General features: G+C 66.2%; 11 protein-coding genes and 1 riboswitch. Of the genes, 8 read left to right on the top strand and 3 right to left on the bottom strand.

Going from position 1 to position 13,592, the window contains the following annotated elements:
- Positions 1-86: 86 nt before the first annotated feature.
- The 3 genes from ACP7A5_RS05930 to ACP7A5_RS05920 form a co-directional block, all read right to left on the bottom strand.
- Positions 87-470 (bottom strand): hypothetical protein, encoded by a 384-nt coding sequence (locus tag ACP7A5_RS05930; RefSeq protein ID WP_426041044.1) that lies wholly within the window; start codon positions 468-470, stop codon positions 87-89.
- A 158-nt stretch (positions 471-628) separates the two neighbouring features.
- Positions 629-2,161, bottom strand: a complete 1,533-nt coding sequence (trpE, locus tag ACP7A5_RS05925) for an anthranilate synthase component I (protein WP_426041043.1) — start codon at positions 2,159-2,161, stop codon at positions 629-631.
- A complete protein-coding gene (locus ACP7A5_RS05920; protein WP_426041042.1) occupies positions 2,158-4,092 on the bottom strand; it encodes a peptidyl-prolyl cis-trans isomerase in 1,935 nt (644 codons plus the stop codon). The genes trpE and ACP7A5_RS05920 overlap by 4 nt, the downstream gene beginning before the upstream one ends.
- Positions 4,093-4,184: 92 nt before the next feature.
- Here ACP7A5_RS05920 and tpiA point away from each other — a divergent pair, with 92 nt between their 5' ends.
- The 8 genes from tpiA (at position 4,185) to metK (ending at position 13,572) form a co-directional block, all read left to right on the top strand.
- Positions 4,185-5,006, top strand: a complete 822-nt coding sequence (tpiA, locus tag ACP7A5_RS05915; protein WP_426041041.1) for a triose-phosphate isomerase — start codon at positions 4,185-4,187, stop codon at positions 5,004-5,006.
- 49 nt (positions 5,007-5,055) lie between these two features.
- Entirely contained in the window at positions 5,056-5,469 is a 414-nt protein-coding gene (secG, locus tag ACP7A5_RS05910; RefSeq protein WP_426041040.1) for a preprotein translocase subunit SecG, read from the top strand.
- A 177-nt stretch (positions 5,470-5,646) separates the two neighbouring features.
- The gene (locus tag ACP7A5_RS05905) at positions 5,647-7,296 is read left to right on the top strand and encodes a CTP synthase (protein WP_426041039.1); all 1,650 of its coding nucleotides are present in this window, start codon (positions 5,647-5,649) and stop codon (positions 7,294-7,296) included.
- 250 nt (positions 7,297-7,546) lie between these two features.
- Positions 7,547-8,797, top strand: coding sequence for a tyrosine-type recombinase/integrase (locus tag ACP7A5_RS05900; protein WP_426041038.1), 1,251 nt, complete (start codon positions 7,547-7,549; stop codon positions 8,795-8,797).
- Positions 8,781-9,284 (top strand): hypothetical protein, encoded by a 504-nt coding sequence (locus tag ACP7A5_RS05895; RefSeq protein ID WP_426041037.1) that lies wholly within the window; start codon positions 8,781-8,783, stop codon positions 9,282-9,284. Before ACP7A5_RS05900 ends, ACP7A5_RS05895 begins: the two co-directional genes overlap by 17 nt.
- Positions 9,285-9,326: 42 nt before the next feature.
- Positions 9,327-9,584, top strand: coding sequence for a helix-turn-helix transcriptional regulator (locus ACP7A5_RS05890; protein WP_426041036.1), 258 nt, complete (start codon positions 9,327-9,329; stop codon positions 9,582-9,584).
- A 5-nt stretch (positions 9,585-9,589) separates the two neighbouring features.
- On the top strand, positions 9,590-11,800 hold the full coding sequence (locus tag ACP7A5_RS05885) for a VapE domain-containing protein (protein WP_426041035.1): 2,211 nt from the start codon (positions 9,590-9,592) through the stop codon (positions 11,798-11,800).
- A gap of 396 nt (positions 11,801-12,196) precedes the next feature.
- Positions 12,197-12,306: riboswitch (SAM-I-IV-variant riboswitch) on the top strand.
- Positions 12,307-12,357: 51 nt separating this feature from the next.
- On the top strand, positions 12,358-13,572 hold the full coding sequence (gene metK / locus ACP7A5_RS05880; protein ID WP_426041034.1) for a methionine adenosyltransferase: 1,215 nt from the start codon (positions 12,358-12,360) through the stop codon (positions 13,570-13,572).
- The last annotated feature ends 20 nt before the right edge of the window (positions 13,573-13,592 follow it).

Raw genomic sequence — 13,592 nt, 5'->3', positions numbered from 1 at the left:
GGCTGGAGTGTTCTATCGACCGGTCCAAAGTTATATTCCAGGTCGAAGTCACCGCCTGCAAGATCGCTCCGATCAATAAGAACAATTTAAAAGGTCGATCGTTGAAGCCCCGAGCAACAGTTTCCCACGCTGGTCCACGTTAAAATGAACGCGGGTCGTCCATTTACAGGAGTATTACCGTAGGAGACCTTGCCCGTATCGACCCTGGTATTAAGGTCTGTAACGTATGCATTAAAACTATCGTTCGATCCGAAGATGTAGCCGTTCGTGTTCATCGTTAACGGAGTATAGGCCGCTTCCGCCCCGAGCTTTAACGGGAATGTTCCGGTAATTGGAAAGTTGCTGTCATCGTCATCAGGCAGTGTCGTGACGACGGGAGGCAAGGGCCGCACGGCTTGTGCGTTGGCGTTGGCGGCGCCAGAAAAAACAACGACGCCCGCAACCACCGCTGCGCACACAATCTTGAACATGAAAACGCCCCGAACGCGAACTTTACTCTAAAAATCAATGGTAAGCGCAAGTAGTGCGAAGTCAATAACGATCCATTAATGCGCAGAATCTGCAGGAAAGCGGCCTGCCATGGTCAGGGAACCCCGTTTTGAGGGTATGGGCGGAGGGCTTTAGAGCGTCAGACCTCGCCTGCCGTGTTCAACGGCGCGCCCAGTTCGAAGCGCCAGGCGTCCTCGGCGGCGCGCATGGGGGCGCGGGCCTTGGCCTCGGTCTCGGCGTATTCGGCGGCGGGATCGCTGTCATTGACGACGCCGGCCCCGGCCTGAACGAAGACCTGGCCGTCGGCGAACATGGCGGTGCGCAGGACGATGCAGATGTCCGCCTCTCCGCCCGCCGAGATATAGCCCACGCCGCCGCCGTAGCCGACGCCGCGCTTCTCGGTCTCCAGCTCGTCAATGATCTCCATGGCCCTGACCTTGGGCGCGCCGGACAGGGTGCCGGCGGGCAGGGCCGCAAGGAGGGCGTCGACCGCGTCGATGTCGGGATGGGCCCGGCCCTCGACGTTGGAGACGATGTGCATCACCTGGCTGTAGCGTTCGACCACGAAGCTCTCGGTCACCTTGACCGTGCCCGGCGCGGCGACGCGGCCCACGTCATTGCGGCCCAGGTCCAGCAGCATCAGATGTTCGGCGCGCTCCTTGGGATCGGCCAGCAGTTCGGCCTCCAGCGCCCGGTCGGCCTCCGGAGTCGCGCCGCGCGGGCGGGTGCCGGCGAGCGGCCGGATGGTGATGCCGCCGTCCTTCAGCCGGACCAGGATCTCCGGGCTGGAACCGGCCAGCTGGAAGTCGTCGAAGTTGAGGAAATACAGATAGGGTGACGGGTTCTGGCGGCGCAGCGAGCGGTAGAAGGCGAACGGATCGCCCGACCACGGCGCGCGGAACCGGTGGCTGAGGACCACCTGGAAGATGTCGCCGGCGACGATATAGGCCTTGGCCGCCGCGACCAGGTCGCCATAGGCGGCGGCGTCGACCGGGGACTCGAAGGCGAGGGTTGCGGCGGGCTCGGCGGCGCCCCGGGCGACCAGGGGACGGCGCAGGCGAACCTCGAAATCGTTCAGCCGGGCTTCGGCCGCATCGACCGCGGCGGCGGGGTCCGACGCGCCGGGCCAGATCGGGGCCATGACGACGATCTCGTGCTTCACCGAATCGAACACGGCCACGACCGACGGGCGGGTCAGCACGGCGTCGGGCAGTTCGAGCGGATCGGGATTGGGCGCGCCGAGCGGCTCCAGCAGCCGGACCATGTCGTAGCCGAAGACGCCGAACAGACCGGCGGCCATGGGCGGCAGGCCGTCGGGCAGGGCGAACCGGGTCTCGGCAATCAGGGCGCGCAGGCTGTCGAGCGCGCCGCCGTCCTGGGTCGCATAGCGTTTGGCGGCGACATCGGGACCGCGCGCGATCGAGGCGACGCCGTCGCGGCAGCGCCAGACCACGTCCGGCTCCAGGGTGATGATCGAATAGCGGCCGTTCAAGGCGCCGCCCTCGACCGATTCCAGCAGGAAGGCGTGCGGACGGCCCCAGCCGACCTTCAGATAGGCCGAGACCGGGGTCTCCAGATCATCGACGATCCGGCGCACGACAACCTGGGGTCGGCCCTGCGTCAGTCCCGCGAGAATGTCCGCCCGGTCGGGATCCGCGCCGCCTTGGCTCATTGAGCTGGGGCGGCGGGGGTCGCAGGCGTGGTCGCGCCGGCGACCGGAGGAGTCACGCCCAGGGCCTCGATGGCGCGGGCGGGATCGTTCTCGGCCTTGGCGGCGCGGGCGGCGGCGGCGACCAGAGCCTCGCCGGCGCCGTTGATCAGCTCCTGGGCCAGGCGGGGGCGGATCTGGTCGGCGATCGGCGCGGCGAGGGCGGCCGTGGGCGCGCGAACCGCATCCACGCGGCCGACGACGAAGGCGGTCTCCGAGGCCGGGCCGGTGAAGACCTGGCCGCGTCCCTGTCCGAACAGGCCGCCCAGCACGCCGTCGCCGAGCGAGGCCTGCGATGCGGCGTTCTGCTGGACGCCGGCGCGGGTGGTCAGGGTGGCGCCGGCTGAAGTCGCAACGGCCGCGATGTCCTCGCCGCCGCGCACGCGGGCGGCCAGTTCCTCGGCCTTGCTGGTCAGGCGACGGGCGTTCTCGCGCATGATCCACTGCTGGGCCAGCGGCTCGCGCACGTCGGCGAGCGCCGGCAGGGCGGCGGGCTGGATGTCGTCGAGCCGCAGGACGAAATACTGTCCCTGGCCGGCGTCGATCACGTCCGACTCTGCGCCTTCGGTCAGGGTGTAGGCGTTCTGGGTGATCTGTGGCGGGGCGTTCATAGGCTGGCCGTCGGGCAGGCGGCCGTCCTGGGTGAAGGGCGGCAGCTGGACGATCCGGGCACCGACTTCGCGCACGGCGTCCAACAGCGGCTTGCCGTCGGTCCGGGCCTTCTCATAGGCCTCCACGCGGCTGAAGATCCGGGCCTTGGCGTCCTCTTCCTGCAGTTCGGCGACGATGGCTTCGCGGACGCCTTCCAGCGTCGCGGGCGCACCGGGCGTGACCGAAACAAGCCTGGCGACCGTGAAGCCGACCCGTCCCTGGATCGGGGCCGAGACCTGACCGGTCGTCAGACCGAAGACGGCGGTTCCGACGGCGGGGTCCGGCACGGCGCTCTGCGGCTGGGCGGCGTATTCGGCGGGCTGGATGCGGTTGGCCTCGGCTACGGCCGTCGGCGACTGACCGGCGCGAAGGGCGGCGGCGATGCGGTCGGCGGCGGCGCGGTCGGGCGCGGTCAGGGTGGTGAAGGTGCGGCGTTCCGGGGTCGACAGCCCGTCCTTGCGGAAGTTGAAACGCTCGACGATGCGGGCCTCGGGAAGGGCCGGAGCGGCGGCGCCGGCGGCGTCGTTGAACAGGACGACCGAGGCGATGCGGAATTCGGGGCGACGCAGCTGGGCGGCGTTCTCGCTCATGAAGGCCGTCAGCTGGGCGTCGGTGGGGGCGCCGGCCGTCCCGGCCATCGCCTGGGTCACGTTAAACCAGCGGCCGTCACGCAGCTCCAGCGCGCGACCGGCGATCAGGGCGCCGAAGATGCGGGGCGAACGGATGCCGGCCTGGATGGCGCTGCCGAAATGCTCTGTCACGGCGGTGTCGCGGAACTCCTCCTCCAGCTGGACGGGCGTGAAGTTCTGCTGGGCCAGGGTCTGTTCGTACTGGGCCTGATCGAACTGGCCGGTGACCTGATTGAAGAAGGCGGGGATCTCGCGGATGCGCTTGATGATCAGCGACTCGTCCGGGCGGATGCCGACCCGGCGCGCCCATTCCAGGAAGCCGAGGCGCTGGGTCTGGCCTTCCAGATAGCGGACGTGAACGTTGGCTGTGACCAGGTCCTCAAGCGTCAGGGGGCGTCCCTCCTGTTCGGAGGCATTGGTGCGAATCCGCTCGAAGTCAGCCCGGAACTGCGCAGCGTCCACCGAGCGCTCGCCGGCGGAAATGACATGCTGGGCGCCCAGGCCCCTGAACACGTCGGTCTGCGATCCGCCGACGACGGCGAAGCTGATGATGAGCAGGGCGAACAGGGCGACGGCCCATTTGGACTTGGCGAAGTCGCGGAACACGGAAATCATCGAAGGGGCCTGACGGTCGGACGGCGAAGAGCGCCACCGCGCCGTATAGGGGAGGGGGCCGTCACCCCGCAAGCGCTCGACGCGCCCGAGACTTGGCAGCAGGCGAGACGGCGCCTAGACAGGGGCGCATGAAACAATCCGTGAAGATGATCGTCGGCAATTGGAAGATGAACGGCCTCGGCGCCGATCTGGCGACGACGGTTGCTGACCTGCTGCATGACTTCCACCTGGAGCCGCAGCAATGCCGCGTCGGCATCTGCCCCCCGGCCACCCTGATCGATCGGCTGGCTCGCGATGTTCGCACCAGCCACATTGATGTCGGCGGCCAGGATTGCCGGGTCGAAGCCAAAGGCGCTTTCACTGGCGGGGTGTCGGCCGAGATGCTGGTCGACGCCGGAGCCACGCTGGTCATACTCGGCCACTCGGAGCGTCGTCAGGAGTTCGGCGAGAGCGACGCCCTGGTCTCCGACAAGGTCGGCGCCGCCCTGCGGGCCGGGCTGACGCCGATCATCTGCGTCGGCGAGACCCTGGCGCAGCGGGAGGCCGGTGAGGCGGCGTCGGTCGTGCGCGGCCAGATTCTCGGCTCGCTCAATGACGGTCTGGCCGGTCAGGACTGGGCCCTGGCCTATGAGCCGGTCTGGGCCATCGGCACCGGTCTGACGCCGACGCTGGAACAGATCGCCGAAATTCACGCCGCCGCGCGGGCCGCGATGGTCGAACGGCTGGGCGGTGGCGGACGCGCCGCGCCGATTCTCTATGGCGGGTCGGTCAATCCGGGGAACGCCCGCGACATCCTGGCGGTGGACGAGGTCGGCGGCGCCCTGGTCGGCGGCGCCTCGCTGAAGGCGGCCGATTTCCTAGCGATCATTCGAGCCGCCGAACCGGCCGTCGTTGCCGCCGACGGACAAGGATGATAGACGCCGCCGCTTGATCGGCGGTCGTCCGCCACACATGTAAGCCGCCATGCTCCAGACCATTCTCCTCGCCGCCATGATCATCATCTCGATCGCCCTGTCCGGGGTGATCCTGCTGCAGCGCTCCGAAGGCGGCGCGCTGGGCATGGGCGGGGGGCCTTCGGGCTTCATGACCGCGCGTGGCGCGGGCAACCTCCTGACCACCACGACCTGGTGGCTGGGCGCTCTCTTCGTGATCTGCGCCATCAGCCTGACCATCGTCGGCAACATGGAACGGGCCAGCCGTTCGGTCGTCGACGCCGACGCCGTCGGTTCAATCGCACTGGACACGGCTCCGGCCGCCGGACAGCAGACCGCTCCGGCCGAAACGGCGCCCGCCGCCCCGGCCGCGCCGTCCCTCGACGATCTGGAAGCCAGCCTGCCGACGGCCGGCAGCGCCCCGGCCCCCGCGCCGGCTCAATAAGGTGACGGCGGGGACATCCTCCGCCGCTTCTCCCGCCACCAACACCTCCGCTCCGGCCCTGCGCCGGGGCGGAGTTTTGTTTTCAACAGGTGGATCGCATGCCGATCCGCGACTTTTCAGCAAGACGGATCGCGGAGCGGTCCTTCGGCGCCCGAATCAGGGCTAAGGTGATCCCCCGTGGCTAGATATGTATTCATCACGGGCGGCGTGGTTTCCTCGCTGGGCAAGGGGCTGGCGTCGGCGGCTCTCGGCGCATTGCTTCAGGCGCGCGGCTACAAGGTCCGCCTGCGCAAGCTCGACCCCTATCTGAACGTCGATCCGGGGACGATGAGCCCCTATCAGCACGGCGAGGTCTTCGTGACCGACGACGGGGCCGAGACCGACCTCGACCTCGGCCACTACGAGCGGTTCACCGGCGTTTCGGCGGCGCGGTCCGACAACGTCACGACCGGCCGCATCTATTCGACCATCCTGGAGAAGGAGCGGCGCGGCGACTACCTCGGCGCGACCGTGCAGGTGATCCCGCACGTCACTGACCAGATCAAATCCTTCTGCCTGACGCCGGCCTTCACGGACGAGGGCGAGGACGTCGACTTCGTCCTGGTGGAGATTGGCGGCACCGTCGGCGACATCGAGGGCCTGCCCTTCTTCGAGGCGATCCGCCAGCTGGGCCAGGACCTGCCGCGCGGCCAGTCCTGCTTCGTTCACCTGACCCTGCTGCCCTTCATCAAGACCGCCGGCGAGATGAAGACCAAGCCGACCCAGCACTCGGTCAAGGAACTGCGCTCGATCGGCATCCAGCCCGACATCCTGCTGTGCCGCTGTGAATTTCCGATCCCCGAGGAAGAGACGCGCAAGATCGGCCTGTTCTGCAACGTGCGGCCCTCCGGCGTCATCCAGGCGATGGATTCCGAGGACATCTATGCGGTGCCGCTCGACTATCACCGCGAAGGCCTGGACGCCGAGGTTCTGGCGCATTTCGGCATCACGGACGCGCCCGAGCCGGACATGTCGAGCTGGAACGAGATCGTGCGCCGGCGTCTGCAGCCCGACGGGGAGGTCACAGTGGCCGTGGTCGGCAAATACACGGTCCTGAAGGACGCCTACAAATCCCTGATCGAGGCCCTGCATCACGGCGGCGTCGCCAATCAGGTCAAGGTCAACATCGACTGGGTCGAGGCGGACACCTTCGAGGGCGACCGCGAACTGTGCGAACAGCGGCTCCAGGGCGCGCACGCGGTGCTGGTGCCCGGCGGCTTCGGCGAGCGCGGGGCCGAGGGCAAGATCGAGGCGGCCCGCTTCGCCCGCGAGCGCAACATTCCCTATTTCGGCATCTGTTTCGGCATGCAGATGGCCGTGATCGAGGCGGCCCGGAACCAGGCCGGCTATCCCAGGGCCTCCTCGACCGAGTTCGGCCCGACCGAGGAGCCGGTCATCGGCCTGATGACCGAATGGACCCAGGGCAATCAGCGGGTGCTGCGAACCCAGGGCGGCGACCTGGGCGGCACCATGCGGCTGGGCGCCTATGATTCGACCCTCGCCCCCGGATCGAGGATCGCGGAAATCTACGGCACGACCTCGATCAGCGAGCGACACCGCCACCGCTACGAGGTCAACATCAACTATCGCGAGGCCATCGAGGCCAAGGGCCTGATCTTCGCCGGCCTGTCGCCCGACGGCATCCTGCCCGAGACGGTCGAGCGGACCGACCACCCGTGGTTCATCGGCGTCCAGTATCACCCGGAACTGAAGAGCCGGCCGTTCAAGCCGCATCCGCTGTTCGCCAGCTTTATCGAGGCGGCCATGGTGCAGAGCCGGCTGGTCTAGCCCGTTTGGCGGCCGGCTTGACGCCGCCACGACCCGGCTCGGCGACAACCTCGCGCGCGGCGTGGCGGAAGCGGTGGCCGCCTATGGGTCATTCGAAGACATTCCATGAGGCACAAAGAACGTGCCCCAGAATACTGAAAATAAAGACACAATATGGAGCGATCGCTCCATGGAGGTCATTTTCATTCTTGGCAAATCACCGTGAAAGTGGTGGGAACGGTGGTGGGATAGACGCGTCAGGGGCGGTGGGATGGGGTTGTCGACGCTAGAGATCAAGCATGCCAAGTCGGGCATGCATGCGGACGGTGGTGGGCTCTATTTGTCGGTTAACAAGGCCGGCGCGAAGAGCTGGATCTTCCGCTACCAGGTCGCCGGCCGACGACGGGAGATGGGGCTAGGCTCACTGTCAGCGCTAAGCGTCACCCAGGTCCGCGCCAGGGCGGAAGAACTCCGAGACCTGACCCGCTCGGGCGCAGACCCGCTCGAGCAACGCAAGCAGGCTGCGATCGAGCGTGCTCGAGCGGCTGCCGAACAAGTCCGACAACTGGTCGGGGACGCCAAGACGTTCGACGTCGTCGCGACAGAGTACATCAGGGCCCATAGCCCCGGGTGGCGCAATGCCAAGCATGCAAAGCAGTGGGGTAGCACGCTCCAAACCTACGCCTACCCCTTGATCGGCCAGCTGCCGGTCCAGCAAGTGACCACCGGACATCTCCTAGGCATCCTCCAACCGATCTGGTCCAAAAAGCCCGAGACCGCGTCGCGCGTCAGGGCTCGTGTGGAACTCGTGATCAGCTACGCCAAGGCGCGCGGCTGGTTCCAGGGCGAGAACCCGGCGATCTGGCGTGGCCATCTGGATGCGCTGCTGCCGCTCAAATCCCGCGTGAAGGCCGTACGCCATCACCCCGCACTCGAATGGCGGCTCATGGCGGACTTCATGGCCAGGCTCTCAGCCATGCCGGGCATCAGCGCTCGAGCTCTTGCCTTCACCGTGCTGACGGCCGCTCGTTCCGGCGAAGTGCGCAACGCCCGCTGGCGGGAGATCGATCTGTCGCAAAAGATTTGGACGGTGCCGGCCGCGCGGATGAAGGCGAAAAAAGAACATCGGGTGGCGTTGAGCAACGATGCACTGACACTCCTATCAAGTTTGCCGCGGATCCAGGACGCTAAGGATGGAGAGGACACGCTTCTTTTCCCGAGCGCGCAGGCCGGCCGTGCTCTGTCGGATATGAGCCTCTTGGCCGTCATCCGACGTATGGACCGAGGTGAGGGGACCCCACCGATTACCGTACACGGCTTCCGGTCGTCATTCAGGGACTGGGCGTCCGAGGCGACCTTTCATCACCCGGACCTTGTCGAACTCGCCTTGGCCCACACCATCGGCAACAAGGTCGAGGCGGCTTACCGTCGGGGCGACATGTTCGAAAAGCGCAGAGCCCTGATGGAGGATTGGGCTGCGTGGTGCAGGGGGGAGGGAAAGGCAGATGTCCAGCCCGAATGACGATGAGGAGACCAAGCCTTTCGAACTGGATCCCAAGCTGAAGGACGATCTCGAGGCGGCCCTTCGCGTGGAGCTCGAAACAAGCCTTGAACTCGAGCAGGCGCTACGCGGCGATATGGGCGCTGTGGAGTTTATCTGGCGCTCCATCGCAGACGGAACGGCCAACTTGGCGGAGCGGGACACCTGGATGCTGCACTTGGCGCAGAAGGTCGTCGATGATGTCATCCCGGCGGAAGCAGGCGATCGGCCTGATCGTGCACTCCGGGCCCTCGGCTTCACCGCCGTATTCGACAAACACTGGCTGGTGAAGCGCGATCTGGATGCGCTGTTGAGCTTCGAAGATTTGAGTGGGGGCGGTTCCTTGACCCACCGCCAACTGGCTGAGCGGATGCAAGGTCTCGGCCATTTTCCAGGTAAGTCGCCCGCAGCTGCAATGAGTGCGCTAAACCGGGTGTTGCGAAAAATAGGGAGGATTCGGAAGGTCTGATTGCGAGAGATAGGAGGCTTCCCGTTCTTCTGGAGCACTCACATGAGCACACCCAACCGCTTCCTTCGCCGCCGGGCTGTACTTTCAAAAGTCGGCATTTCAAGCACCCACCTATTCAACCTCGAAAAGGCGGGTCGGTTTCCTCAACATATCATGCTCACCCCTCGTTGCGCCGTCTGGTCGGAGGCTGAGATCGACGCCTGGATGCAAGAGCGTCTCGCGTCGGGCCAACGCCCGGCCTTGACCGCTCTGTCCTCCCGTCAGGACGTCTGCGGGGCGGCCGGCGGCCGGGGAGCGTAACTCTCTTGACCATCAGCAACCTACGCGCGGCCCTCGAGCCGCTGGTCAGTCGCGTCCGCACGGACGTGACGGCGACCAAGACCGAACGCGGCATGATCTGGACGCGCGAGGCCCTGACCGAGGTGCGCCTGAAGCGCCACCTCGACGGCGGCCAGCCTCGTGGCGTCTGCCCGATCAAGGCGGGTGAGAGCACGACGCGCGTGGCCCTGTTCGATCTGGACAGCCACAAGGGCGAGACGTCCTGGAAGAGCATGACCATGGTCGCCGACGATCTGTGCGAGGTGCTGTTGAAGTCAGGTCTGGTCGGCACGCAGTTCAGCTCGTCGGGCGGCAAGGGTATCCACGTCTACCTGCTCTGGGACGAGGACCAGGACGCATACAGCGTGCGCCAGGAGCTGAAGCGCATCCTCCTGACCGCGGGCATGAAGGACGGGGCCAAGGGCGTCGCCGCTGGCGAGATCGAGGTCTTCCCCAAGCAGGACAGCGTCCCGCTCGACGGCTTCGGCAACCAGTTCATCCTCCCGCTCGCCGGGCTGTCGGCCCCCATCTACGAGGGCGAGATCATGCCTCGGGACTTCGACCCCGGCTGGAAGGTGTCGGCCCCGGTGCCGGTACTCGAGCACCCGGTGCGCGAGGTCGTGCCCTACGCTGGCGGCGACCTCGACGAGCTCCGCTCGGCCCTCGCCGCCGTCCCCAACGACGGGGAGGGCCTGGGCTACGACGAGTGGCGCGACATCATCATCGCCATCCACTACGAGACCGGCGGGTCGGATGACGGTTGGGCCCTGGCGGTCGAGTTCAGTTCTCGGAGCCACAAGTTCGACGAGGACGAGCTCCAGTTCAAAGTCTGGGACTGGCTCTCGGGCAGGCCGCCCTCGGCCAACCCGATCACCGGGGCGACGATCCTCTTCCACGCACGCGAGGCCGGTTGGAACGAGGTCACGGCCGATAGCTTCGTGGCTGTCGTCGACGACAAGCCCGAGGAGCTGCCGCTCCCTGCCTACAAGCGCGACGGCAACGGGCGGATCGAGGCCGTTATCGGCAACCTGCGCGCCGCCCTCGCCCGCCCTGACGTCTGCCTGATGGACATCAGGTACGACGAGTTCCGCGACGAGCTGGTCTTCGCCGACACCGACGCGAAGGGCATCTGGCGGCCCTTCCGCGACAGCCACTACGTCGAGCTGCGGCTGCGCCTCGAGGCCCAGGGCTTCAAGCCCATCGGCAAGGAGACGATGCGCGACATCGTCCACTACATCGCCGACAGGAACCGCATCGACACCGCCATGGTCTGGCTCGACAGCCTGGCCTGGGACGGCGTCAGCCGCATCGACGGCTTCCTGGCCCGCTACTTCTCGGTGCCCGCCACGCCCTACGCCGCCGCCGTCTCCCGCTACTGGTGGACGGCCATGGCTGGGCGGGTGTTCAAGCCCGGGTGCCAGGCCGACATGGTGCCTATCCTGATCTCTCCCGAGCAGGGCTTCCGCAAGTCCTCCTCGGTCGCAGCCATGGTGCCTCCCGACACCCACCGTCAGCTGTCCTTCACCCAGGCCGAGGTCGAGCGCGCCCGCCTGATGCGCGGTTGCCTCGCGGCCGAGCTCGCCGAGCTGCAGGGCCTGCGCACCAAGGAGCTTGAGGAGATCAAGGCCTGGGTCACCCGGCGACACGAGGAGTGGGTGCCCAAGTACAAGGAGTTCGCCGTCACCATGCCGCGCCGCGCCATCTTCGTCGGCACGTCCAATGCGATGGAGCTGTTCGACGACCCCACCGGCGAGCGGCGGTGGTTGCCGGTGCGCGTCGGGGTCGTCGACGTCGAGGGCATCGCCCGAGATCGTGACCAGCTGTGGGCCGAGGCGGCGGCGATCTGGAAGCGTGACGGGGTGGCATGGCAGGAGGCCGAGAGGCTGGGGCGGGTCGAGCACGGGGCCTACCGGGTGCTCGACACCTGGGAAGACGACTTTGTCGCGTGGGCCGCGACCAAGACGCTCGAGGACATTGTGCCGGCAGAGAGAGGCTTCACTACACGTGAGGCTTTGGTCGAAGGACTAGAGTTTGCTTCTAAACACGTAAGGAAAAACGAAATCGACCGGGCAGTGAAGGCGTTGCGAAAAGCGGGTTTCGACCAGAAGGAGTATCGTCGAGACGGCAAAAAGGGGAGGTACTGGCGTCTTGTCTCACAGGTGCCCCATACCGAAACATGTGAGGAACGCCAAAAGTGACAATGATTTCAATGCTGTCCCACTGTCTTACACCTTTCTTATTAAAAGAGTGATGGAAGGAGCCCTGTGTGGCCGTCCAGAAAGTGTCGGGAATATTCATGCGACGTGGGACACCGCCCCGGAAAGTCAGTCCTGGGCTGACCGGCACCGTCCCGCGTGGGGTGTGAGTCGGGGTGGATCGAGGCAGTAATGGCAGACAGCTCGCCGCCTTTCAGCCGAAACGCGCAATGCCAAAAGACTGCCGCTAGCGTTAGCTCGAGGGCGTTGAGGGCCAAAGCTATGACCAAGCGGACCACCAGAGGGCAATCCAGCCATGAAACCCTGATCTAATCCCTACGACCGTTAGCAGTGCCCCCCGGCACCCCTTGACGGACTGAATCTTCGGCTGCACCTTGCAGCCAACATCAAGAGAGCGGTCATCGTGGCCGTCGCCAACCTGCCCATCCCGGGCGAAGGTGGCTCCCGAAAGGGGATGTGTGCCAGACCGGCAAAAAGTGCGGGCTCTTATGGTCACATCCCCGTTCGTGGTTCTCGCTGATGCGAAGGAGAGCCACCCCATGTCTCGTATTTCCGTCGGTTGTTTACCACGCATAGAGGGGCTGTTTACGTCCGAGAGCGTCGCAGACGGCCATCCGGACAAGATCGCCGATCAGCTGTCCGATGCCGTTCTGGATGCCGCCCTGGCCCAGGATCCTAACGCCCGGGTTGCCGTCGAGGCCGCGATCAAGGGATCGTCGGTCTGGCTGTTCGGAGAGCTCACCGGACACGACCTTAAGCTCGACTTTGACCAGATCGTTCGCGATGTCCTGTCGTCCATCGGCCATGTCGACGGCCGGTGGGGATTGGAGCTGGGCCGGCTAAATGTCCGGACCTCTATCACCCTGCAGTCGACCGAGATCGGCGACGGCGTAGGCAGTGGAGCGAACACCGGTGCCGGCGATCAGGGCATGATGTTTGGCTATGCCTGCCGCGAGACGCCTGAGCACCTTCCTAGGCCCATCGCCTTGGCCCATCGGCTAATCCGCCGCCAGCGGGAGGTACGCGATCGGCTGGGCATTCTCGGTCCGGACGCCAAGGCCCAGGTCAGTGTTCGCTACGAGGACGGCAAGCCCAAAGGCCTGCAAAACGTTGTAATTAGCAGCCAGCATCTCGCCGAGGTCTCCCTGTCCGAGGTCCGAGAGATCCTCCGCGACGAGATCATTCGCCCGGTCCTGGGCGCAGAAGCCGATACGGCCGAGCTCCTGCTGAACCCGGCCGGAACCTTCATCCAGGGCGGCCCGGTCGCCGACGCCGGCCTCACAGGTCGTAAGATCATCGCCGACACCTACGGTGGCTTCGCTCGCCATGGGGGAGGAGCTTTCTCTGGCAAGGACGGCACCAAGGTCGATCGCTCCGCCGCCTACGCCGCACGGCAGTTGGCCCTTACGGTCGTGGACGCCGGGCTCGCTACCGCCTGCGAGGTTCGTCTGGCCTACGCCATCGGCGTCGCAGAGCCCGTGGCGGTCCATCTGGATCTGGAAGGAGGGAGAACTCTGTCCCTCGACCCCGAGGCCGCTGCCAGCCTGCTGGAGGCCTTGCGTCCGCGCGCCATCATCGATCGGCTGGGTTTGACCCGTCCAGGCTTCTTGCCGACCGCTGCCTTCGGTCATTTCGGTCGGCCGCAGTTTTCGTGGGAGCAGCCGGCTGGCGACGCCCTCTTGGGCGCACCGGGTGCGGCGGACGGATACATGTTTGTCGCCGATGCCGAAGCCATCGCTGCATCGGTCGGGTGAGCGAAAATGGAGAACCAGAC

Origin of the sequence: Brevundimonas sp. TWP2-3-4b1 (assembly GCF_049897665.1) — a bacterium.
GTDB classification, from domain to species: Bacteria; Pseudomonadota; Alphaproteobacteria; order Caulobacterales; family Caulobacteraceae; genus Brevundimonas; species Brevundimonas subvibrioides_B.
The sequence above is the reverse complement of the archived record's forward strand: the minus strand, read 5'-3'. Positions and strand labels throughout refer to the sequence as shown.

What these genes read in the sequence shown, in the direction of transcription:
- ACP7A5_RS05930 (WP_426041044.1), bottom strand. Translation starts at nt 470, where the DNA reads ATGTTCAAGATTGTGTGCGCAGCGGTGGTTGCGGGCGTCGTTGTTTTT.
- trpE (WP_426041043.1), bottom strand. Translation starts at nt 2,161, where the DNA reads ATGAGCCAAGGCGGCGCGGATCCCGACCGGGCGGACATTCTCGCGGGA.
- ACP7A5_RS05920 (WP_426041042.1), bottom strand. Translation starts at nt 4,092, where the DNA reads ATGATTTCCGTGTTCCGCGACTTCGCCAAGTCCAAATGGGCCGTCGCC.
- secG (WP_426041040.1), top strand. Translation starts at nt 5,056, where the DNA reads ATGCTCCAGACCATTCTCCTCGCCGCCATGATCATCATCTCGATCGCC.
- ACP7A5_RS05900 (WP_426041038.1), top strand. Translation starts at nt 7,547, where the DNA reads ATGGGGTTGTCGACGCTAGAGATCAAGCATGCCAAGTCGGGCATGCAT.
- ACP7A5_RS05895 (WP_426041037.1), top strand. Translation starts at nt 8,781, where the DNA reads ATGTCCAGCCCGAATGACGATGAGGAGACCAAGCCTTTCGAACTGGAT.
- ACP7A5_RS05890 (WP_426041036.1), top strand. Translation starts at nt 9,327, where the DNA reads ATGAGCACACCCAACCGCTTCCTTCGCCGCCGGGCTGTACTTTCAAAA.
- metK (WP_426041034.1), top strand. Translation starts at nt 12,358, where the DNA reads ATGTCTCGTATTTCCGTCGGTTGTTTACCACGCATAGAGGGGCTGTTT.